The sequence below is a fragment of the Pseudomonas sp. lyk4-R2A-8 genome (assembly GCF_030209095.1).
GTDB classification, from domain to species: domain Bacteria; phylum Pseudomonadota; class Gammaproteobacteria; order Pseudomonadales; family Pseudomonadaceae; genus Aquipseudomonas; species Aquipseudomonas quebecensis.
In genome coordinates this window covers 184,277-205,930 of record NZ_JARVSS010000008.1, presented here as the reverse complement: position 1 = coordinate 205,930, position 21,654 = coordinate 184,277, and the positions used below count along the sequence as shown (strand labels likewise).

Genomic DNA, 21,654 nt, shown 5'->3' with positions numbered 1-21,654 from the left:
CGCGGAGGCGTTATGTCGAATAACAGCATGATTTTGAATTTGTTCTTTTTTAACCCCCAGGGCGATCATCGTTTTTCCTGGCGCCACCCGCTGTCACCGACCAGGGAAATATTGACGCTGGGTTACTACGTAAAACTGGTACAGGCGGCCGAAGCGGCGAAGTTCGATGCGGTTTTCGTCGCGGATCACGTCGCGGTCTGGGATTCAGTGGCAAGTGGCTTGCGGCACTATGCCAACGCCCGCCTTGAACCGATTACGCTGTTGTCCGCGCTGGCTGCGGTTACCGAGCACATCGGCCTGATGGGCACGGCTTCGACTTCCTATAACGAGCCTTTCAACCTCGCACGCTATTTTGCTTCGCTGGACTACCTCAGCGCAGGGCGCGCCAGCTGGAATATCGTGACGTCCTGGCTGGAAGAGGAGGCTTCGAATTTCGGATTGTCAGGCGTGACGAAACACGGCGATCGTTATCTGCGGGCCGAAGAATTCATTCAGGTCGTCAAGCAGCTTTGGGACTCCTGGGAAGAGGGCGCGCTTGAATTTGACAAGGGCACCGGCGACTTTGCCGACCCATCCAAAATTCACCCGATCCATCACAAGGGCGCACATTTCAGCGTGCGTGGGCCGCTTAACGTGCCGCGTCCACCCCAGGGCCACCCGGTCCTCGCCCAGGCGGGGTCTTCCGAAGCCGGCAAGAACCTGGCCGCCACCCATGCGGACGTACATTTCTGCTTTATCAATTCGGTCGAAGAGGGACTGGCGTACAGGGCCGATTTGAATCGTCGACTCGCGTTGAAGGGCAGGCACGCCAGTGATCTGAAAATCATCACCGGCGTGCTTCCGGTGGTGCTCGAGGATGAGACCGAGGAGGCGCGGCGTCGGCAACTGGAGGACAGCCTGATTATCGATGCGGTGGCGATTGACCTGGTCTCCAGCTACACCCGCCTGGACTTGACGGGCCTGTCGCCGGACGGCCCATTGCCCGCGTTGCCGGATGAGGCTGAGTTTGATGGTATTCGAACCGAGCTGGCCCTGCTCAAACAGTACGACGCTTCCTTGTCCATTCGCGAAATAGGGCGCCGGTTGGTCAAAAGCTCCAGTACCTGGCTGCTGATCGGAACAGCGGAGCATATTGCGGACAAGCTGTCGGCGTTATACGAGTCGAATGCCGTCGATGGCTACAACCTCATGTTTCCGTTTCTACCCACTGACTTTGAAACATTCACCCGTGGCGTGGTGCCTCTGCTGCAAGCCCGAGGGGTGTTTCGCCGGGAATATGAACCGGGGACACTAAGGGATCGCCTGGGGTTGAAGACGCCTGCCAACCGTTTCCTGCTGTGATCGGCGCTGATCGCACCTTCTGAATGGATCTGATATGACCAGCGATCTATCCATGTACCTGGCCCCCGCCAGGGTTTCACAGGCACAGGACGCCTGGCTTGAGCGCATCCTGGCGATTCTCGGCGAGCGCCGAGAGCAAAAACCCGTCGTTGATCTCGCGTCGCACTGGCTTTCCGCCGATCTGTTGTTATCTCAGACCTGCGGCTATCCATTTGTCACGTCACTGCGGGGAAAAGTCCGGCTGATAGGGCGCCCGAGCTATGAGCTTACCCATAGCTCGGCAGGCAGCCATTGCAGTTTGCTGCTCTGCAGGGCCGATTCGGACGTGACTGACCTGGCAGGTTTCCAGGGCAGCCATGGCCTGATCAACGCCCCGGATTCCAACTCAGGAATGAATTTATTGCGCCACACGCTGGCCGGGGTCAGCGCACGTGGTTTTTTTTCGACACTCACCTTCACCGGATCCCACCGGGAGAGCATGCGACGGCTTAAAGAAGGCGCGGGCGATTTGGCTTCCATCGACAGCGTTACCTACGACTATCTTGCGAGAGATAACAGCGCCGAGATCGAAGGCCTCAGAATCCTGCTGCGCAGTGCGCGCAGCCCCTGCCTGCCTTACATAACCTCGATAGGGCAAACGGCGGCGGATGCCGCTTCAATCAGGAACGCAATGAACGAAGCCTTGAACCAGCTTCCTGAAGTTTCCCGCGACCTCGCGATCAAGGAGGTCCTGCCGGCCAGTGAAGCCGACTATGAGTGTCTGCTGGAATACGAACGCAGTGCGGCCAGCCGCGGCTTTTCGTTTTTAGCATGCTGAGCGGCGGGCCGTTCGTGGATAGTTTCCTTAAACGAGTAGGACTGAATCGCCCCAACATTCTTCATGCATTAAAAACGGCGGGGCTGAACGACCATAGCGAGCGTGTAAGGATGCGTGATAGCGATGCGCTATCAACGCGGTGTGTATTGCTAACTGGATGACTGTTCTGGGTCGACGTATCGTCAAGACATCACACGTGATGGGCTGGTAATAGCGTTCGCGTCTTCCAAATCAACAGAGACCTGTAAAGGTCATATTTCCGAGTTCGCCATGCAGAAAACGCTTTCGTTGGCCACGCGCATAGGGCTTAGTTTTGCAGCCATCCTGGCGCTGCTTGTATTGATAACTGCCATTGGCATTCACCGCGTTGCGTTCATTGACTCCACCTTGGGCGACGTTAGCGAAAATGCCGCTAAGGTGCAGCGCTACGCGATCAATTTCCGAGGCAGCGTGCATAACCGAGCCATTGCCATTCGGGATGCTGTGCTGGTCAAGACTGATACGGATTTGGCAACACATTTATCGGAGGTTACAGCCTTGGAAAAGGCCTACTCCGATTCTGCCGCCCCAATGGATCAGCTGTTCAAGAGCGCAAGCGTAACGAGCGAGGAAGTTCGACTACTGAAAGCGATCAAGGAGATCGAGCAACAAACCCTTAGCTCCACCCAAGCGGTAATCTCCTTGCGTAAAGCGGGTGATATACCGGGCGCTCAGGCACTGCTGATGCGTCAAACTTCCCAGGACTACAGTGAGTGGTTGAAACGCGTGAATGCGCTGATCGACTACGAAGAAGCGTCGATCAGGGCGAAGCTTGGTGAAGTTCAGGCAACCGCCAGCCATTTCAGTACGCTGATGATTATCGCGACAGGTATTGCGTTGCTGCTGAGCATCACATTGTCGGCTGTCATTATTCGCTTCGTTAAGTCCACGCTGGGTGCGGAGCCCACAGACGTTGCATTGGCCATCGAGCGGCTGGCGGCTGGTGATCTGAATCAAACGATTTCAACAGATTATCCCGGCAGTGTTATGGGCGTCCTTAAAGACACGCAGGGGCATCTCGCAGAAACTATTCGCCAGGTGCGAAAGGCAGCCCAGGAAGTCAATGAGTCGGCCACCCAGTTGTCCGGCGCATCATCGGCTAATAATGAGCAGACCCGCTTGCAAACTCGCGAAGCCGAGCAGGTAGCCGCATCCATGATGCAAATGGCGGCGACGGTTAATGAAGTATCTGGATATGCCGCGCAGGCAGCTGATGCCTCACGGTTGGCTGATACTGAAGTAGGAAGCGGGAACATATTGGTTGCAAGCACCACGGTTGCTATCGAACAACTGGCATTAACCCTCGAGCAAACCACTGCTACCGTGAACCAAGTGTCCGAGCATAGTGAAAATATTGCGTCGGTGATCGACGTGATCAACGCCATCGCCTCGCAAACCAATTTGCTAGCTTTGAACGCTGCTATCGAGGCTGCCAGAGCTGGAGAGCACGGGCGTGGATTTGCGGTGGTCGCTGACGAAGTACGCTCTTTGGCCAACCGGACACAGCAATCGACCGAAGAAATTCGAGCGATGATCAGTACGCTGCAATTGGGTACCGAAACAGCCTCTCAAACGATGCGCGATAGTTGTGAGCTGGCGAGCCGAACGGTTACGCAAACCCGCAGTGCGCAGAATGCCTTGGCAAGGATCAGCGAGCAGGTTGCCGCAATCAGTCATATGAACACCCAGATCGCGAGCGCCTCGTTGCAGCAGAGTAGCGTCACTGATGAAGTCGCTGAAAATATCAATCGAATTCATGGCTCGACTGTTGCGTCGGCCACGGCGGCGCACCAAGTGTCGACCGCTAGTATTGAGTTATCAGATTTGGCGGAGCGTCTTACCGCTAAAGTGGCGTTCTTCTCTGCTGCTTAGAGGGGGTTGTCCGGTCGAACACAGTAAAGGGTAACCAGCACCCGTTGAAAGTCAGGCGGCGTTTCGGCGGCGCCGCTTGGCATTTATAGAAGTGCTGGATTCATATGACTGCTATCCAGCCTTATCCGGCCAGAACTGATCCACATTCGTCGTGGGTCTTTGGCTCATCACAGGCCGCAGCACCCAACCAGCGGCTGCATGCACACTGATTAAGTCCGAGAACTCTTCTTCATCGCCTAGCTCAAATCGTGCAGGCCTCGCCCGAGGGGCTCGCTCAAAGACCATCCGGAGAAATTCACCTTCAACCCCTGTCGCTGCGGTGTGCAGCACATAGGGCCAACTCTATAACGTTCCGCCGTAGGAAATGGTGCAAGCCTGAGCAATGGCCAAATCGCGCCATCCGTTGAATACTGTAAACGCAGCGACCCCTTGGAAACGGTTAGACGAAGCCAAAAATCGTTCGGGTTGCCGAGGAAGCAGCTAGGCGCCCAGTCCGAAAGGCCTAGGGTTAACACGCTACTGATCATTGGCCTGCCGTCATTAATTTCTATGCCTGCCTTTAGCCAAGTCTCCTGATCAAGCCTGAGCATGATTCCTGCCTGATCGTACAAGTCGCGGAAGTCGGCTTTGATTCTGATCTGAGCAGTAAAGTCTCCTGAGGCTGCGAACCCCAAGAAGTGTCCGCTATCGCGTATGAATCCGTAATGGGTTTCACGCCAAAAATCAGTTTTTAAGTCGGTAATCACGTCCAAGGAACCGTCAGTAAATGTTTGGCAATTACCTGGCTTATTCAACCATTCAGCAGTTCGCCAAATCGATGCTTCAAAGTCCTGACCGACCTCAGCTATGAGGTTTTTATCCGTCATGTTACCTCCTACGCCATCAGCTGAGTCTAGATTGCATTCAGTTCCTTCTGCTGATGATCTATGGCTATCGAGACAAATCTAACCGGTAGAGGCCTATGGTTTCATGGGCGCATCAGCGGCTCAATACCGATCCATTTCCTGACAGGGTGATAGCATAGTTTGAGTTGCGGGATTTCCAATCTTTGGCCTTCAACAAGTAAAGAACCTAAGTTGATGCCCCATTTCGAGCTGGCATTGAATTCGCTTGTTTTAAAAGTGACATAAGCTGATCCATGGTCGTTTTCATTCGTGATTTTGCGGGGCCGGCGCTGTACTTCGGCACTGTTGATATCGTAGCGCGAGGGGCGAACATACTCTGCGTTTAACCTTTTGTTTTTTGGGGTCGGCACTTCGAGGATAAGTGCGTTCCTCCTGTATCGAGCCGTCTTCCTTATGGATTTTCAGCGATGCTGTTTTTCCTTCGAGAAACTCACCGGCCAGCTTTATGATTTCGGCCTTCGTGGTTGCCGTTTTCGTCGCTCGTTCTGCACCTTCCTTCTTTAAGGCCCAACCGCTGTCTGTTGGGGTGATGTGGTAGTTATCCAATACGAGCGACACGTCGCGGCGCGTGAACAACATCCTGGGCAGGTGAGCAGGCAAGTAAGATACGCTGTTCGCACGATAAGCCGTCGGTATTCGGTGGCCTGAAAACAAAGGCGTTATCAATGTCGAAGCATTTGCTGTTGGGCTGGACCCGTTCCTTGTGCATGCTTGCTGCCTTGAGCTGCGCGGCCACCATGGCAGTGGCTGCCCCGCCTGAAAAAACCGCTACGGCGGCACCGGACACGCAATCGGTATCCCTGGCAGGCGGCAAGCTGAAGTTCGTGCTGGAAGGCGTCGAGGCCCGTTCCTTGAACAGCGAGAACGGCGGCACGATGTACTTCGAACCGAAAAGCGAGCGGGCCATGATCGTTACCGAAGGCCCGGTGCCGATTGCGGGCACCACTTCGGACACTGCGTTTCGCCTCGCCGTGGATACCCTGAAAGAAAAGCAGCAGGCCGCGTCACCCAACTTTCGCATGACCAGCGAGGAGACCATTCAGGTGAACGCCTTGAAGATGTACCGCCTGGACGGCACCGACGATTTCAACGGCCTGAAATTACTGATGGCCTCGTTGATGACAATAAACGATCAAAAGATCACCGTCATCGAAGTGATGTCCAGCGTAAACGACCCGGCTGGCCATGCCGCTGCGTTGAAGAACATTCTGGGTAAGTAATCATGCCGCCATGGGTCGTGGAATCCACTGGATCTAAACAGCTGCAGTGGGCCGAAATTAACCATGACTTCTTGTTATAAAACAGGTTACGGAATCTACGAGGAGCTCTATTACAAGCTATCGGGGTCCCCGAAAAACATCTGTATCCGCGACCGCAACCACCGTTCACCCGGATCATTATCCTGCGAACCGCGCCACGCCATGTGCAGTTCAAAACTGCGCACCGGCAACGGCGGGTCTTCCGCGCGCAGCCCACCGGCAGAGGTCAGCGCCTCGGCCGCGTAGTCCGGCACGGTGGCGAGGATGTCGGTGCCGGCGAGCAAGGTGCCCAGGCCGTTGAATTGCGGCACGGCGAGTACGACGTGACGCTTGCGACCGAGTTTTTCCAGCTCTTCATCGATAAAGCCGCTCAGGTCGCCGGCGAAGGATACGAGCGCGTGGGGGCGGGCGCAGAAGTCGTCGAGGCTCAGGGAGCCGGGCACACTGTCGGCGCGCAACAGTTTGGGCAGGCTGCGGCGCAGCACTTTGCGCTTTGCGTTGGCCGGCAGGTCAGCGGTGTAGCTCACGCCGATGGAGATTTCGCCGGAGGCCAGCAGGCCGGGCATCAGGATGTAGTTGACGCGGCGCACCACCAGTACGATCCCGGGAGCTTCGGCGCGCAGGCGTTTGAGCAGTTGCGGCAGCAGGGCGAATTCGACGTCGTCGGACAGGCCGATACGGAACACCGCAGTGCTGGTGGCCGGGTCGAACTCGGCGGCGCGGCTGACCGCGGTGGAAATAGAGTCCAGGGCCGGGGAAAGCAGGGCGAAGATTTCCACCGCGCGGGCGGACGGTTCCATGCTGCGCCCGGTGCGCACGAACAGTGGGTCGTCGAACAAACTGCGCAGGCGCGACAATGCCGCGCTGATGGCCGGCTGGCCGAGGAACAATTTCTCGGCGGCGCGGGTCACACTGCGCTCATGCATCAAGGTTTCGAATACGATCAAGAGGTTCAGGTCGACACGACGCAGGTCGTTACGGTTCATCTTGTGTCCTGGCAGAGTCAGCAAACTTGACGAGATCAGTCATAGGCAAGCCCTTGGGTTGCGTCTGGAAGCATGACCGGCATGAATCTTACGGGGAAAGGCTGGTACTCTGCACCGGCTAATTGAGTTTTCCTACGATACTTAAGGTCTATTCATCAGACGCGGAATCAATGACAGGCATGTCGACTATTAATGGTGACCAATGGCCTTGCCTGGAAAGCCCAGATAGAGTTCATGGCATTAGAGGTTAATTTGGCGAGGTTTGCGATGTCCCGCACGATTCGTTTTCACAAGTTTGGTCCGGCCGAGGTGCTCAAATGCGAAGAGCATGCGGCCGCGCTGCCCGCACCGGGCGAAGTGCAGGTGCGTGTCGAAGCGATCGGGATCAGTTGGTATGACATTTTGTGGCGCCAGAACCTGGCGTCTTCCCACGCACGCTTGCCCTCCGGCCTCGGTCACGAGATGGCGGGGGTGGTTGTCGCCGTCGGCGAAGGCGTGGATGACTTGGCGGTGGGCGACAAGGTTGCCAGTTTTCCGGCCGAGAGCCCCAACGATTATCCGGTGTATGGCGAAATGATCGTCCTGCCCCGTTCGGCCTTGACCCGCTATCCGGACGTCTTGAACCCGGTCCAGGCCAGCGTGCACTACACGCCGCTGTTGATTGCCTACTTTGCCTACGTGGATCTGGCACGGGTCAAGCCTGGCCAATTCGCCTTGGTGACCGATGCCAGCCACTGTGCCGGACCGTCCTTCGTACAACTGGGCAAGGCGCTGGGTGTGCGGGTAATCGCCGCGACCAAGGACAGCGCGGAACGCGAGTACCTGCTGTCCCTTGGCGCGGAGAAGGTGATCGTCACCGAAGAGCAGGATTTGCTCATGCAGATCAACAAGTTCACCGACAATCGCGGCGTAGACGTAGTGTTCGATGGCCTGGGTGGTCCGCAGATGTCGTTGCTCGGCGATGTGCTGGCACCGCGCGGCAGCCTGGTTCTGTATGGCCTGCAGGGGGGCAATCAGACGCCGTTCCCGGCCTGTGCGGCGTTTCAGAAGAACATTCAGTTCTTTGTGCACTGCATCGGTAATTTCACCGGTAAGCCGGAACTCGGGATTACCCAGGACCACATTGCCCTGCAGCGTGCCCTGCGTGATATCAATCAGTTGACCGCCGACCGCGTGCTGGTACCGCTGAAAACCACGGTGTTCGCGTTCGATCAATTTGTGGAAGCGCACCGCTATATGGACGAATGCCCGTGCCGTGAACGTGTGGCGCTGCAGGTTGAAGCTGTTTAGCGCGTAGGAAGATTCGTAAACGGCTGGCACTGGCCAACGGCGCATGGGGCAAATGTGCCATTTGTGAGGGCTTAACCCGTGCCTCTCCTGAAGTGACCGCAATAGCGCTTCAGCCCCTGATTCCTGCCCTTGCCCCCCGACGCCGCGCTGATTTCCAGCGCGGCGTTGTCGTATCTGCGCGGTCGACTCGCTGTTTGTAGGCTATCTGCACTGGTTTTCGCCCAGCTTCTGTATCTATTAATCATTGTTCAAGCACTGATAATTGCGACTTCATATGCATCTCAAGGATTGAGCAATGATTGAATTCATGAAGCGACAAACGAGGGTGGCAGAAACTAGGTGCGTGTTATTGGACGTGACTTTTGCATACGCGAGTTTTGATCAAAGTCTCAGGCCGCTGCGGGATCAAGTTGCTTTGACTTGTTTGTCGGACGCTTCTTTAAATGTTCGGTTAAACATGCGTAGGACATTGTCAGAGTCTTCCTAAGACGAGCGCGGCCAGGTGGTTTTTCCACTGATTTCATAAGCTTGCAAGCGTGTGGAACAGCGTTAATTGCGCTGGGTGAGTCCTGTCATTTTGTCGCGCGGTGCTAGTGTCTATTCATCGGCGTACGGCGCGAAGTGCGAATTTCCTACACGCGCAGAGGGTCAAGCACACACTGTCGGCAGTTGCTTGAAACTGATATTTCAACTCAGGTAGTAGAACTATGAGCACTATTCACGAACAGGCTATGAATCATGTTTATCAGCAAGTTCTGCAACGATTGATCGGGCACTTTACGCGCTCGGGCAGGACGGCACTTCAGTTATTGGTCCAGCGCATTGTCGTGGCCGCCGGAGGCATGGAGCAGGTCGGTGACTACAAAGTGCTGGTGGCCCATGGAGGGGGTGAAGTCAGCAGTTACACCCTGGCACTGTTACGTGCCGCCCAGCTGACCATTGCCGGCCGCGCGCCGCGCACCTTTCAGTTGCGGGTCGCGACGTTGCGCCATGCTGGAATGACCGAGGGCCAGCTGGAAACCCTCAATCAGGGCTACAGCCGTCTGTTTCTCCACGACGACCCGCGTGTCGAATTGCTGATGGTGGAAAGCCAGGAAGTCCAGCCCTTCAATCACCTGCGCCCGGCGTCAACCCTGGGCCGTGCGGTCAGCCAGCGCAACATGTTGATGGTGGGGCACTTGAGCTCCGGCGATTGCCGCGCAACCTTGTGCAATGACACCTATCTGGCCCTGGGTGATTTTTACCTGCGCGCTACCACGTGGGGCGGCGGCGTGCACGCGGTGGTCAGCGGCGACTCACCGCGCAAGCAAAGCCAGTTTCTCGCCTGGCTGAAAAAAACCGCAGAAGGGGCAGGGGTGGCCATGCCCAAAGCCCGCGCGCGCTCGCTCAACGAGTTGTTCGCGCGCATGGACGAGTGGAGCGCCGGCTATTATCGCGACGTGTACGGCGATCACTATGTGGCGCACGAGAACCCCAACCCGCCGGGGCACAGGCACCTGGCCTATATCGGTATCGCCGACCTGCTCAAGGATGTCGACCTGGAGTCGACCACGCTGCTGACTGAATTCATGGCCTACACCCCCGATCCGCTGGGTTTTCATTTCAGTCATCCCAGCTATTCCAACCCGCTGCTGATGGCACATTTGCGCGGCCTGCAGGCCGAGTGCCTGCGCGACCTGCGTTATGAAGACGGCGTCGACGGGTTTATCCAGCAGGCCACCCAGTACATGCAGCGTCTGCACATGCCCGAGCAATTGCTCGCCGAGGCCGGCTCCAGCGAAGGGCGCGTGCTGTCGAGCACCTTTGCCCAGCAATTCTTCGGGCTGGATGAAACCCAGCTGATCTGCCTGTTATTTTCGCCGTTTATCCATCACGGACAACGGTTGGAAGGGTATCTGCGCCAATGCCATCCAGGCATGCTGGTCGCACTGCCCGAGCTGCACAAGGCGCTGCAGGGCAAGCCCTGCGCCGAGATGCTGCAACAATGGGTCAGCGACACCAGTGGTTTACCGCTGCCCTTGCTGCAGCACCTGTACCGTAAGCGGCCGTTGACCGACGCCCACGGCCGACAGCGCAACGCGCGAGCCATGGCGCAAGGCGCGATACCGGCCTTTCAATTGTCCGGGCGATGACCCTGCGCAGCGAGCGCCAGGCCGACTTCGCGTACCAGGCGGTCTATCGCTACATGATCAACCTGATTAACGAAGTCAGCACCGACACGCGGGTCAAACTGCCGTCGCTGCGGCAGCTGGCGGCGCGCCTGAACGTATCGATCTCGACCATCCAGTACGCCTACTCGTTGCTGGAGAAGGAAGGACGCGTCTACTCCGTAGCCAAATCCGGCTATTACGCCTGGCCGATGTCGGCCAATCCCATGGCCTGGATGGGTGGCGACCTGCTCGACCGGCTGTACGCCGCCGCCCGGCGTCCGGACATGCTGGTGCTGAGCGGCGATGAGCCGGCTTTGCTGGGTGCTCTGGATGCCACCTTGCTGCGTCTGGAGCGCGAACTGGTGCGCCAGTACCCTGGTCATCTGCAGCCCTGGTCGCAGCCTTGCGGTGTCTGGGAACTGCGCGCGGCGCTGGCGGCACGCTACACCTCATCGCCCACCCATTGCTGGCACGCCGATGATGTCTATATCGGCGCCGATGTGCGCGGGGTGCTGGATATCCTGATCGAAGTGCTGGGCCTCAGAGGCACCGCCGTGGTGGTCGAATCGCCGTGTGACTGGCTGATCCTGCGCCTGCTGCAAGGCGCGGGGGTGCGTGTCATCGAGCTGCCCTGGACCGTGCAAGGGCGCCTTGACAGCGCGGCGCTTGAGCGACTGTTGCGCGAAGAGCCGGTGCACCTGGTAATGCTGTCGTCCACGGTCAGCCTGCCCTCGGGCGTGGCGATGCCGGTGGAAGATCGCCTGGATGTTGCGCAGCGACTGAACCAATACGGCTGCTGGCTGCTGGAGAACGACAGCCTGGGCGAGCTAAGTCTCGATGCAGCGCCTGCTCCGTTGCGCGATCTGGTCAACCCGGAGCGGCTGATCGTATTTTCCTCGTTCGAGAAAACCCTCGGCTCGGAAGCCCCCTATGGCTATCTGTTGAGCCGGCGCATGGGTCGCGAATTGCAGCGCCAGTTCCTGCTGCGTTCGTTCCGCTTATCGTCGATCCGCCAGCGCGCCATTGCGCGGCTGTACCACAGCGGCCGTATCGACCAGCACCTGGTGGCCCTGCGCGAACACCTGCGCGCACAAGCCCTGCAGATGAGCCAACGCCTGACGCAGCACTTGGGCGGGCAGGTGACATATCAAATGCCCAGGGCCGGCGCCACGTTCTGGCTGGCGTCCACGCGAGCGGTGGACATGCGCAAAGTATTCCAGCAAATGCTGGTGCGACAGGTCGTCATTGCCCCCGGCGAACTGTTCAGCGTCAGCGGGTTGCATCACCAGCATCTGCGCTTAAGCCATACCTTCCCCGGTCAGCCCAACCTGGACATCGCGTTGATAGCCCTGAGCGAAGCCCTGCGCCAAGCGAAGACTGGTTGAAATTTCTATTGCTGCTGTAGGATCGATCCCGTCGCGCAGTAGTCCAACTCTCAGTAAACTGGCATTTTTTCCGAATTCTTCTATCCGAGGTTTATGCATGACAATCAGTCCTTTTGCGGGCAAACCGGCGCCGGCGCAGTTGCTGGTGGATATCCCGCGACTGGTCACGGCCTATTACACCGGCCAGCCTGATGCAGCAATCTCCACCCAGCGCGTCGCGTTCGGCACCTCCGGGCACCGTGGTAACTCGTTTGAACTGAGCTTCAACGAGTGGCACGTGCTTGCGATCAGCCAGGCCATCTGCCTGTACCGCGAAGCCCAGGGTATCAATGGCCCGCTGTTCGTCGGCCTGGATACCCACGCGCTGTCCACTCCCGCCGGCGCGAGTGCCCTGGAAGTCCTGGCCGCCAACGGCGTGCACGTCATGCTGGCCGAAGGCGATGAATACACGCCGACCCCGGCGATTTCCCATGCCATCATCTGCTACAACCGCGGTCGCACCAGCGGCCTGGCTGACGGCATCGTGATCACGCCGTCCCACAACCCGCCGCAGAGTGGCGGCTACAAATACAACCCGCCCAACGGTGGCCCGGCGGACACCCACGTCACCAAGTGGATCGAGGCCAAGGCCAACGAGCTGTTGGCCAACGGGCTCGCCGGCGTCAAGCGCATCAGCCACGCCCAGGCGCTCAAGGCTGACACCACCCATCGCCATGACTACCTCAACAGCTACGTGGCCGACCTGGTCAATGTGATCGATATGGATGCCATTCGCAGCGCCGATCTGCGTCTGGGCGTCGATCCGCTGGGCGGAGCAGGGGTGCGCTATTGGTCGGCGATCGCCGAGCATTACCGCTTGAATCTGGAGGTGGTGAACACCGAAGTCGACGCCACCTTCCGTTTCATGAGCGTCGACTGGGACGGCCAGATTCGCATGGACCCGTCCTCCAGCTACGCCATGCAAGGCTTGATCGGCCTCAAGGAACGCTTCGACGTGGCCTTCGCCTGCGACCCGGACCACGATCGCCACGGCATCGTCACCCCGTCCGGCGGCCTGTTGGCGCCGAATAACTACCTGGCCGTGTCCATCGATTATCTGTTCCAGAACCGACCCGGCTGGCGCGCCGATGCGGCCGTAGGCAAGACCGTGGTCAGCAGTGGCCTGATCGACCGCGTGGCCGCGCGTATCGGTCGCCGCCTGTACGAAGTGCCGGTGGGCTTCAAATGGTTTGCCGACGGCCTGTTCGAAGGCTCCCTGGGCTTTGGCGGGGAAGAAAGCGCCGGGGCGTCGTTCCTGCGCAAGGACGGCACGGTCTGGAGCACCGACAAAGACGGCTTGATCCCGGCATTGCTCGCGGCGGAAATGACCTCGCGCAAAGGCCAGGACCCGAGCCAGATCTACCGTGGCCTGACCGACGCCTTGGGCGAACCGTTCGCGATTCGTGTCGATGCCAGGGCCACTCCAGCGCAGAAAGCGCTGCTGGGTAAGCTGTCGCCGGAACAGGTGACCTCCACCGAACTGGCCGGGGAGCGCATCCAGCAAATCCTCAGCCACGCGCCGGGCAACAACCAGGCGATCGGCGGTTTGAAGGTGATGACCGAAAACGGCTGGTTTGCCGCACGGCCATCGGGCACGGAGGATATCTACAAGATCTACGCCGAAAGCTTTGTGGGTGAAGACCATCTCAAGCAACTGGTCGAAGAAGCCCAGGTGCTGGTAGACGGCGCCATCGCCGAATAACAGCGCGCGTCCCTTGTGGAAGGGGCTTGCTGTGGCAAGCCCCTATGGTTACCGGAGGCTCGGTTCTCAAGCCAGATCGACCAGTACGATTTCGCTGTCCTCGATCGCCGTAACCCGCAGCACCTGTTCATCCTCGATCGCTACCCCGTCACGGGCGTGTGCACGCACACCATTGACCTCAATCACCCCGGTGGCCGGCACCAGGTAGGCACGGCGCCCGTGCTCCAGGCGGTACTCGGCGGTTTCTCCGGCTTTCAAGTTCGCCGCTACCAGGCGGGCGTCGGCACGAATGCGCAGGCTTTGGTTATCGCCCGCCTTACCGCTGGCCAAGGTCACGAAACCCTCACGCTCCCCTTTGGGAAACGGCTTGGCGCCCCAGGAAGGCGGCAGCCCGGCTTCATTCGGGATGATCCAGATCTGGAAAATCTTGGTCGGGGTAGCTTCCAGGTTGTATTCGCTGTGGGCGATCCCGGTGCCCGCGCTCATTACCTGCACATCGCCGGCCTCGGTGCGGCCTTTATTGCCCAGGTTGTCGGCATGGCTGATGGCACCCTCGCGCACGTAGGTGATGATTTCCATGTCGCGGTGCGCGTGCTGCGGGAATCCGGTACCGGGCGCGATGATGTCGTCGTTCCACACCCGCAGGTTGCCCCAATGCATGCGCTTGGGGTCGTGGTATTCGGCAAATGAAAAATGGTGATGAGCGTCGAGCCAGCCGTGGTGGGCGCCACCCAGGGCATTGAAAGGTCTGAGTTCAAGCATGATCGTCTCCTGTGGATGCGGCCCATGATCCCAATATGGATAATCGATAAAAAGCGTAAAAAGTGCCTTATTCCTATCGGTTTAGTTGATCGAATTGCTGCGACGCAACGTTCATTTCATCGCCTAACTGCCTGACGGCACAGCAATTGGCTGGAACTGTGCGGCGATTCCGGCGACCATGGCGCACTGCTCAAAACCCAGCCCACCGCAGGAGTCCGCGTGTCGCAACAACAGCCTGATCTGCCCCCTGAACTGCTGCCCCTGGCCCAAATGCCCTGGCTGAAACGCCTGGCGGCGCGTCTGTTTGGCCATGGCCTGACCCGTCTGCGCGCCCAGCACCGGTTCTCGTGGTTGCATGGGCAAGCCGACGGGTTTCGCAGCGGGCATGAAGCGGGCGTCGAGTACGGTTATCGCGAAGGCAAGGCCGATGGACTCGAGGAAGGGCGCCAGGTCCTGTTGATTCGCGACTTTCGCACCGATGCTCACCGCGCTCCGGGCATTGACGACAACCTCTTCGATGACTGGCGCCTGCCGTTGACCGCTGACCTGAAAAAACGCATCAAGGCCGACGTGGCCCGCCTGCTGCCGGCGCATGCCCAGCCCAGCGCGGCGCAGTGGAAGATGATCTTCAGCGATACGCCTTCCACCTCAGTGATCGCCGGTGCCGGTGCGGGCAAATCCACGTCGCTGGTGCTGCGCATTCTGCTGCTCACCCATTACCTGGGCTTTGAACTCAGCTCCATCACCGTGGTGACGTTTACCCGTGAATCGCGCAAGGACTTCATCCACAAGCTCGTGGAAATCATGAGTCTGTGGGGCCAACCGCTTGATATCAAAGCGGCCCAGGCGGTGGTGCGCACCTTCCACTCGCGCATCCTGCCGATGGTCCGCAGCCTGCCGGGCTTCGAGCGCCTGCAAGCGTTCGAGAACCTGCATACGGGCTTGGACGACGAGGCCGACACTAACCCCTTCGACCTGCGCATCAACGAGGCCCAGCGTCGGCAACTCAACGCCTGCTATCACCGGCTGTATGGCCAGCATCCACGTTTTCGCGAGCTGATCGCCCCGTTGATGCGCCATGGGTTGCAGCTCAAGGAGCTGGAGCGCGATCACCCTGACGTGCAAAAGCGCGTGGCGGTGACGGAGCTGGCGGCCCAGCGCGACGAAGAGCTGTGTGACCTGATCGAGGATTTGTGGTTTCGCGCCGGCGCCTGGCCGATCAAGGGCGTCGAGCCCGATCGCCGCACGGTGCAGATCAATGGCGCGCATTTTCATTGCCACGGCTATATTCCCGAGCTGGATGCGTGGGTGGTATTGGGTTTTGATTCAAGCGAAAACCCGCGGCTCAGCCGGCCGAATGCGAAGCTGTCGGTGCGCGCCGAATGCGCGGTTAAGCGAACCCTGTTTCAAGCTTTCTGCCGTAAGCCACTGATATGGCTTGATAATTACCAGGACTCAAAGCGCCTGCTTAGTAGCCTGGCCGGCGACGCCAGCGCCGGCCCTGGGTTTGAGTACAAGGTCAAAGGAGAGCTGGGATCGGCACCGCTGCTCGATTGTTTTGTCACAGCTGCCGGCTTCATCGAAAACCTGGGGCTGGACGTTCCCGACGCAGTGGGCCGCATGAGTTTCGCCAAGGATGATCCGGATCGCCTGTTCTTCGAAGCCCTGAGCATTTTCTGGAAAGCCCTGGAAGACCATTTGCTCGACCAGAAGCCGCCGATCATGACCTATAACCGCATGTTCTCGCTGTTCGGCGAAAATACCCCGGAAAACCTCAAGCTGCTCAGCGACCCGTTGCTGCGGCCGATGTCGCACCTGATGATCGATGAGTTCCAGGATGTTTCGCCGCAGATCGTCTCGTGGCTCCGCGCCAGCCTGCGCGAGATCCGCAGCCGTGGCCCGGCCATGCATGTGGGGCGCGGCGCGCAGCATTCTTCGCTGCTGTGCGTGGGCGATGACTGGCAGTCGATTTATGGCTGGCGCGGCAGTTCACCGAAATACTTCATGGCCTTCGACAAAGAGTTCCCATCACCGGCAACCACGCGGGTGATGCTCGGGGAAAACTACCGCAGCCATCAACACATCATCGACGCCGCCGAACACATCGTGCGCGCCGCGCCGGCAATCGCCGGCAAAAAGGCCAAGGCCAGCGGTGCGCCAAAGGCATTGGTGCCAGTCAAGGTGATGGAGCGTGACGACGCCGCGCTGGGGCGGCAGTTGGTCGAGCATTACCAGAAAGGCGATTCGGTGTTAATGCTGTATCGAAAAGGTAGCGATAAGTTATTGATTCAAGAGCATATTCAATCTGCAGTTAATGCGGATTCGAGCTTGCCTCCCGCTACGCGCAGGCTCAAGCAACTGACCTATCACAGTGCCAAGGGCTTGCAAGCCGACGCGGTGTTCCTGCTGGGCGATTGCCAGCACGTCACCAGCTCGCCCTACAAGAACCAGGTGTACCGCATGGCCGGCCTGGGCCAGGACGGCGACAGCGAGCCCTATGACACCGCGCAGAAAGAGGAAGTATTGCGCCTGGCCTACGTAGGGATCACCCGCGCGGTCAGTCATTGCTACTGGTACGTGGAAAAGCCCGAGGGCCAGGCGGTAAATATGCCCAGGGCGTCGGAGCGGGTGGATGGCAGGAAGGCGTTTTTCGACGATCAACGTCACTGATGGCCGAGCGATCGGCCTTCAGCGATGTCGAGCAACGTCACGCCCGCAACGATAAGGGCGGCACAAAGGATGCCAGTTCGATTTCCACCGCCTCGATCATGCGCTCCACATCGGCGGCGTTCATCACGGTGGCGCAGGGAATGCCGGCAATGGCAATCAGAGTCTCGCCGCTGGCACGGTCGAACAGGCGGGCGACCATACTGCCGGGAGCATCCATGCTGCCTTCAAAACCCATCGGGTGAAAGTGCCAGCGCATCAATTGGCACGCGTTGGGGAATGTCACTTTGTTCATGTTGCCCACCTGGTTCATTGAGCGCTTCCTTTAGCTCGCGGCAGGGTGCCGGGACCGTCACTGGTCGAGGCGTGTAGAGCTTAAAAATAGCATTCGTTCGCAACCGCAACGTGACTTTTTTCCGTCCGTTCGGCGGTTGTTTTCGATTCGATTGACCTGGGTCATCTCCTGTCGGGGAGTTGGCATAGTGCCATTACGCGACCGAAGTGATTGCGCGCATTGAACAGTGTGGCGAATTTCGTCAATCTCCAGGCTTTATCCGCCAGAGCCGCCCATGCCCGACATTGCTCCCGACTCCGACAGCCAGCTCACGCACGCCACTGGCGAGCTGGTGCTGCGCCACCACCTATGTTGGCGCCATCGCGACCTGGACGGGGTTATGGCCTACTACCATCCGGACATCCAGTACCACGATTTCTTTCAGAACCGTGTCATCCGGCATGCCGAGCTGCGTGAGTATCTGCGCGCGAGCATGCCACGCGCGGCGGATGAGGCGATTGAACACACCGATCGCATTCGTGCTGACGGCGACACTGCGTTTATCCAATACCGTATTACTTTGCGCGGTGGTCATGGGTTGGTGTCGTTCCGCACCAGCGAGGCCATCACCGTGCGTGACGGGTTGATCTGGCGCGTCAATGAGTACGCCTCACTGGTGCACGAACAACCCGCGCAAACCCTGCGCCCCACGGTGAGCCGCCTGGGGCTTTCGCCTCAGCAATTAGGGCATATGGCCAACGATCTGCAGCAGTATTTCGAAAGCCGGCAACCGTACCTGGACCCGGAACTGGACCTGCAGCGCGTTGCCAAGGAGTGCGGCTACAGCCGCAATCAGATTTCCTACCTGCTCAACCAGGTGCTGGGGCAAAGCTTCTACCGCTACGTCAACCAGGCCCGGCTCCGGCACCTGCTGGACGCACTGAATACCGCGGCAGCGCCGATCAAGGTCGACGAACTGGCATTCGCCGCCGGTTTCAATTCGTTGTCGGCGTTCTATAGTGCATTTCGCCAGCACACGGGGCAGTCGCCCAAGGCCTACGTCAAACAAATTTCTCTGCGTGCACGCGCGCAAGACAACCCCTGATACGGCGCTCTAGGATCCCGTCTATCGAAACGCGGTAGAGGGAAACCTGGCATGGCGACATGGCGCAACATCAGCTTGTGGATGGATCAGTTGGACGACCCGCTGATCGCGCGGCCCTGCCTGGAGCACGACCTGGACGTGGATGTGGCCATCATTGGCGCCGGCTATACCGGGTTGTGGACCGCTTATTACCTTAAACGTCAGGCGCCGCAACTGAACATCGCCCTTATCGAAGCGCAAACCGCCGGCTTCGGTGCTTCGGGCCGCAACGGCGGCTGGTTGATGGGCAACCTGTTGGGCGAAGACCGCCTGCTCGCCGGGCTGTCTGCCGAACAGCGCCGTGCTTCATTTGATTTACTGCATGGCATTCCGGACGAAGTGGCTCAGGTACTGGCCCGAGAGGGCATCGATTGCGACTATCGCAAGGGCGGCGCGCTGTATTGCGCCGCGCGCTACCCCGAGCAGGAAATCAGCCTGCGCCGCTATCTGAACAAACTCTACGCCCAGGGCCTTAGCGAAGCCGATTATCGTTGGCTGAGCCCGGAACGACTGGCCGAGCAACTGCGTATCGCCAAACCCTACGGCGCGATCTACGCCCCCCATGTGGCAACCATCCAACCCGCCAAACTGGTGCGCGGCCTGGCGCGCGTGGTTGAAGGCATGGGGGTAACGCTCTATGAAAACAGCCCAGTCACACACTGGCAGTCCGGCAGCGTGCACACCGATAAAGCCTGCGTACGGGCGACGTGGGTGGTGCCGGCGGTGGAAGGCTACGCTACTACCTTGCCCCCGCTGGGGCGCTACCAACTGCCGGTGCAAAGTTTGATCGTCGCGACCGAACCACTGCCGGCCAGCACCTGGGAGCAGATCGGTCTCAGCGAGGGTCAGGCGTTCGGCGAAAGCAGCCGCCAAGTCACCTACGGCCAGCGCTCCGCCGACAACCGCCTGGTATTCGGTGCGCGGGGTGGTTACCAGTTCGCCGGTAGGCTGCGCCATGACTTCGATTTGACCGACAGCGAAGTGCAACTGCGTCGCTACCTGTTCGGCGAACTCTTCCCACAGCTCAAGGACGTACGGATCACCCATTCCTGGGGCGGCAACCTGGGGATGTCGCGCCAGTTCCGACCGCACATGCTGTGCGATCGGCGCGCCGGCATCGCGGTGTCCGGCGGTTACGGCGGGGAGGGCGTCGGTGCGACCAACCTGGGTGGGCGCACCTTGGCCGACCTGATCCTGGATCGTGATACCCCGCTGATCCACCAACCCTGGGTGATCCGCGAGGGGGGCTTGGACGCCCTCAAGGCCTGGGAGCCCGAGCCGTGCCGTTGGCTGGGTTACAACGCGATCATTCGTAGTTTTGTCCATGAAGACCAAGTATTGGCTAACCCCAATACCGCACCCTGGCGTCGCAAGCTCGCCACGGGGTTGGCGGGGTTCATGGAAGGTTTCATGCACTAAGTCGTTCACACATACGGGAGCTCCCATGAGCATCACTCAGTTCAAAGACACGCTGAATGCGCACTTGCCGGACTCGTCCCCGGTCGCTGCGCCCCTGGGCGAGCCGATCGCGGTGGCGTCCACCTTGAGCGTCGAGCGTAACGACGGCGTCGAGACGGGCATCTGGCAATGCACCCCGGGCCGCTGGCGGCGCCAGATCACCGCACAGGAGTTTTGCCACTTCATCCAGGGGCGCTGCACCTTCACCCCCGACGACGGTGAAACCTTGCACATCCAAGCCGGCGATGCACTGATGTTGCCGGCCAACAGCACCGGTATCTGGGATATCCAGGAGACGGTGCGCAAGACCTACGTCTTGATGCTGTAACGCTTTGATCCTTGATCGCCTGCCATAACAACAGCCCTAAAACCGCCAGGAAATCGAACCATGAAAGCCATCGCCCTGTTGCCATTGCTGTGGGTGGCCTGCGCCAGCCACGCCGCCGAAACGGTGAAAATCTACAACTGGTCGGACTACATCGCACCGAACACCACCAAAGACTTCCAGAAAGAGACCGGCATCGGTTTTACCTACGACGTCTACGACAGCAACGAAACCCTGGACGGTAAGTTGATGACCGGTAAATCCGGCTATGACGTGGTGTTCCCGTCCAACCACTTCATGGCCCGGCAGATCCAGGGCGGGGCGCTGAAAAAACTCGACAAGAGCCAGTTGCCCAACTGGAAAAACCTCAACCCGGTGCTGCTCAAGGCCCTGGAAAACAACGATCCGGGCAATGCCCACGGGTTCCCCTACCTATGGGGCAGTACCGGTATCGGTTACAACATCGATAAGGTCAAGGCCGTGCTCGGAGAGGGCGCTCCCGTGGATTCCTGGGACTTGATCTTCAAGCCCGAAAATATGGCCAAGCTGCAGAAGTGCGGGGTGGCGATCCTCGACAACGGCCCGGAACTGCTGCCGGCGGCACTGAATTATCTGGGCTTGCCGCACCACAGCAAAAAGCCCGAGGACTACAAACAGGCAGAGGCCCTGTTGATGAAAGTGCGACCGTATGTGGCTTACTTCCATTCCTCGAAGTACACCGCCGACCTGGCCAATGGCGATATCTGCGTGGCCGTCGGCTTCTCCGGCGACATCCTGCAGGCCGAAAGCCGCGCCAAGGAAGCCAGGAACGGCGTGAACATCGGCTACAACATCCCCAAGGAAGGCGCCGCGATCTGGTTCGACATGGTCGCCATGCCCGCCGACGCCCCCAACGAAAAAGCCGGCTACGCGTTCATGAACTACCTGTTGCGCCCTGACGTGATGGCCAGCATCACCAACTACGTTCACTACGCCAACGGCAACCAGGCGGCTGACAGCCTGGTCGACCCGGCGATCAAGGCCGACACCAAGGTTTATCCGAGCGCGGAAATGATGGGCAAGCTGTTTGCGCTTGAAGCGATGCCCCTGAACATCGACCGCGTGCGCACACGGGTCTGGAATACGGTTCGTACGGGTCGTTAAGGACGTGCTGTGGCGAGCGGGCTTGTTGTGGTGAGCAGGCCTGCTGGTTAAACCTGTTAGATCCCTGTCCCGGTAAAGGGGGACATATGAAATTAT

General features: G+C 59.1%; 16 protein-coding genes and 3 pseudogenes. 14 read left to right on the top strand and 5 right to left on the bottom strand.

Features of this window, described 5'->3' with window-relative positions; genetic code table 11:
- The first annotated feature begins 12 nt into the window (after positions 1-12).
- The 4 genes and pseudogenes from QRN10_RS09260 to QRN10_RS25270 form a co-directional block, all read left to right on the top strand.
- On the top strand, positions 13-1,341 hold the full coding sequence (locus QRN10_RS09260; RefSeq protein WP_285428252.1) for an LLM class flavin-dependent oxidoreductase: 1,329 nt from the start codon (positions 13-15) through the stop codon (positions 1,339-1,341).
- A gap of 34 nt (positions 1,342-1,375) precedes the next feature.
- The gene (locus tag QRN10_RS09255) at positions 1,376-2,158 is read left to right on the top strand and encodes a phosphate/phosphite/phosphonate ABC transporter substrate-binding protein (RefSeq protein ID WP_285428251.1); all 783 of its coding nucleotides are present in this window, start codon (positions 1,376-1,378) and stop codon (positions 2,156-2,158) included.
- A gap of 270 nt (positions 2,159-2,428) precedes the next feature.
- Positions 2,429-2,938: pseudogene (locus tag QRN10_RS25275) on the top strand (MCP four helix bundle domain-containing protein); the annotation flags it as partial.
- A gap of 609 nt (positions 2,939-3,547) precedes the next feature.
- A pseudogene (locus tag QRN10_RS25270) lies at positions 3,548-4,069 on the top strand (methyl-accepting chemotaxis protein); the annotation flags it as partial.
- A 236-nt stretch (positions 4,070-4,305) separates the two neighbouring features.
- Here QRN10_RS25270 and QRN10_RS09245 read toward each other — a convergent pair.
- Together QRN10_RS09245 and QRN10_RS09240 are read right to left on the bottom strand one after the other, a co-directional pair.
- On the bottom strand, positions 4,306-4,935 hold the full coding sequence (locus QRN10_RS09245) for a DUF1349 domain-containing protein (RefSeq protein ID WP_266249308.1): 630 nt from the start codon (positions 4,933-4,935) through the stop codon (positions 4,306-4,308).
- A gap of 366 nt (positions 4,936-5,301) precedes the next feature.
- A pseudogene (locus tag QRN10_RS09240) lies at positions 5,302-5,520 on the bottom strand (DUF2188 domain-containing protein); the annotation flags it as partial.
- A 119-nt stretch (positions 5,521-5,639) separates the two neighbouring features.
- Here QRN10_RS09240 and QRN10_RS09235 point away from each other — a divergent pair.
- Complete coding sequence (locus QRN10_RS09235; RefSeq protein ID WP_285428250.1) at positions 5,640-6,194, top strand: DcrB/PsbP domain-containing protein; 555 nt, start codon at positions 5,640-5,642, stop codon at positions 6,192-6,194.
- Positions 6,195-6,304: 110 nt separating this feature from the next.
- On the opposite strand, the gene QRN10_RS09230 is transcribed toward QRN10_RS09235, so the two are convergent.
- Positions 6,305-7,219 (bottom strand): LysR family transcriptional regulator, encoded by a 915-nt coding sequence (locus tag QRN10_RS09230; RefSeq protein WP_266249312.1) that lies wholly within the window; start codon positions 7,217-7,219, stop codon positions 6,305-6,307.
- Between the two features lie 267 nt (positions 7,220-7,486).
- Between QRN10_RS09230 and QRN10_RS09225 the strand changes: the two genes are divergently transcribed.
- The 4 genes from QRN10_RS09225 to pgm all read left to right on the top strand — a co-directional run bounded on the left by QRN10_RS09225 (position 7,487) and on the right by pgm (position 13,785).
- Positions 7,487-8,509, top strand: coding sequence for a zinc-dependent alcohol dehydrogenase family protein (locus tag QRN10_RS09225; protein ID WP_181079495.1), 1,023 nt, complete (start codon positions 7,487-7,489; stop codon positions 8,507-8,509).
- Between the two features lie 707 nt (positions 8,510-9,216).
- A complete protein-coding gene (locus tag QRN10_RS09220; protein WP_285428249.1) occupies positions 9,217-10,641 on the top strand; it encodes a hypothetical protein in 1,425 nt (474 codons plus the stop codon).
- On the top strand, positions 10,638-12,044 hold the full coding sequence (locus QRN10_RS09215) for an aminotransferase-like domain-containing protein (RefSeq protein ID WP_285428248.1): 1,407 nt from the start codon (positions 10,638-10,640) through the stop codon (positions 12,042-12,044). The genes QRN10_RS09220 and QRN10_RS09215 overlap by 4 nt, the downstream gene beginning before the upstream one ends.
- A 97-nt stretch (positions 12,045-12,141) precedes the next feature.
- Entirely contained in the window at positions 12,142-13,785 is a 1,644-nt protein-coding gene (gene pgm / locus QRN10_RS09210) for a phosphoglucomutase (alpha-D-glucose-1,6-bisphosphate-dependent) (RefSeq protein WP_253507557.1), read from the top strand.
- 66 nt (positions 13,786-13,851) lie between these two features.
- On the opposite strand, the gene QRN10_RS09205 is transcribed toward pgm, so the two are convergent.
- Entirely contained in the window at positions 13,852-14,547 is a 696-nt protein-coding gene (locus QRN10_RS09205; RefSeq protein WP_285428247.1) for a pirin family protein, read from the bottom strand.
- A gap of 219 nt (positions 14,548-14,766) precedes the next feature.
- On the opposite strand from QRN10_RS09205, the gene QRN10_RS09200 reads away from it, so the two are divergent.
- The gene (locus QRN10_RS09200) at positions 14,767-17,217 is read left to right on the top strand and encodes a UvrD-helicase domain-containing protein (protein WP_285428246.1); all 2,451 of its coding nucleotides are present in this window, start codon (positions 14,767-14,769) and stop codon (positions 17,215-17,217) included.
- A 37-nt stretch (positions 17,218-17,254) separates the two neighbouring features.
- Here QRN10_RS09200 and QRN10_RS09195 read toward each other — a convergent pair whose 3' ends face one another.
- Positions 17,255-17,527: a DUF1652 domain-containing protein gene (locus QRN10_RS09195; RefSeq protein WP_181079489.1), complete on the bottom strand. Its 273-nt coding sequence runs from the start codon at positions 17,525-17,527 to the stop codon at positions 17,255-17,257.
- A gap of 256 nt (positions 17,528-17,783) precedes the next feature.
- Here QRN10_RS09195 and QRN10_RS09190 point away from each other — a divergent pair, with 256 nt between their 5' ends.
- From QRN10_RS09190 to QRN10_RS09175, 4 genes are read left to right on the top strand one after another with little or no spacing between them, the layout of a single operon-like run.
- Positions 17,784-18,593: a helix-turn-helix domain-containing protein gene (locus QRN10_RS09190; protein WP_285428245.1), complete on the top strand. Its 810-nt coding sequence runs from the start codon at positions 17,784-17,786 to the stop codon at positions 18,591-18,593.
- Positions 18,594-18,644: 51 nt separating this feature from the next.
- Positions 18,645-20,051 (top strand): NAD(P)/FAD-dependent oxidoreductase, encoded by a 1,407-nt coding sequence (locus QRN10_RS09185; RefSeq protein ID WP_285428243.1) that lies wholly within the window; start codon positions 18,645-18,647, stop codon positions 20,049-20,051.
- Between the two features lie 25 nt (positions 20,052-20,076).
- Positions 20,077-20,418, top strand: a complete 342-nt coding sequence (locus tag QRN10_RS09180; RefSeq protein ID WP_253507572.1) for a cupin domain-containing protein — start codon at positions 20,077-20,079, stop codon at positions 20,416-20,418.
- 60 nt (positions 20,419-20,478) lie between these two features.
- Positions 20,479-21,558, top strand: a complete 1,080-nt coding sequence (locus QRN10_RS09175; RefSeq protein WP_253507575.1) for a polyamine ABC transporter substrate-binding protein — start codon at positions 20,479-20,481, stop codon at positions 21,556-21,558.
- Positions 21,559-21,654: the final 96 nt, after the last annotated feature.

Excerpts from the sequence above, each read along its gene's own strand:
- QRN10_RS09215 (WP_285428248.1), top strand. The coding sequence starts at position 10,638 with ATGACCCTGCGCAGCGAGCGCCAGGCCGACTTCGCGTACCAGGCGGTC.
- QRN10_RS09225 (WP_181079495.1), top strand. The coding sequence starts at position 7,487 with ATGTCCCGCACGATTCGTTTTCACAAGTTTGGTCCGGCCGAGGTGCTC.
- QRN10_RS09190 (WP_285428245.1), top strand. The coding sequence starts at position 17,784 with ATGCCCGACATTGCTCCCGACTCCGACAGCCAGCTCACGCACGCCACT.
- QRN10_RS09175 (WP_253507575.1), top strand. The coding sequence starts at position 20,479 with ATGAAAGCCATCGCCCTGTTGCCATTGCTGTGGGTGGCCTGCGCCAGC.
- QRN10_RS09195 (WP_181079489.1), bottom strand. The coding sequence starts at position 17,527 with ATGAACCAGGTGGGCAACATGAACAAAGTGACATTCCCCAACGCGTGC.
- QRN10_RS09245 (WP_266249308.1), bottom strand. The coding sequence starts at position 4,935 with ATGACGGATAAAAACCTCATAGCTGAGGTCGGTCAGGACTTTGAAGCA.
- QRN10_RS09235 (WP_285428250.1), top strand. The coding sequence starts at position 5,640 with ATGTCGAAGCATTTGCTGTTGGGCTGGACCCGTTCCTTGTGCATGCTT.
- QRN10_RS09185 (WP_285428243.1), top strand. The coding sequence starts at position 18,645 with ATGGCGACATGGCGCAACATCAGCTTGTGGATGGATCAGTTGGACGAC.
- QRN10_RS09180 (WP_253507572.1), top strand. The coding sequence starts at position 20,077 with ATGAGCATCACTCAGTTCAAAGACACGCTGAATGCGCACTTGCCGGAC.
- pgm (WP_253507557.1), top strand. The coding sequence starts at position 12,142 with ATGACAATCAGTCCTTTTGCGGGCAAACCGGCGCCGGCGCAGTTGCTG.
- QRN10_RS09260 (WP_285428252.1), top strand. The coding sequence starts at position 13 with ATGTCGAATAACAGCATGATTTTGAATTTGTTCTTTTTTAACCCCCAG.
- QRN10_RS09220 (WP_285428249.1), top strand. The coding sequence starts at position 9,217 with ATGAGCACTATTCACGAACAGGCTATGAATCATGTTTATCAGCAAGTT.
- QRN10_RS09255 (WP_285428251.1), top strand. The coding sequence starts at position 1,376 with ATGACCAGCGATCTATCCATGTACCTGGCCCCCGCCAGGGTTTCACAG.
- QRN10_RS09205 (WP_285428247.1), bottom strand. The coding sequence starts at position 14,547 with ATGCTTGAACTCAGACCTTTCAATGCCCTGGGTGGCGCCCACCACGGC.
- QRN10_RS09230 (WP_266249312.1), bottom strand. The coding sequence starts at position 7,219 with ATGAACCGTAACGACCTGCGTCGTGTCGACCTGAACCTCTTGATCGTA.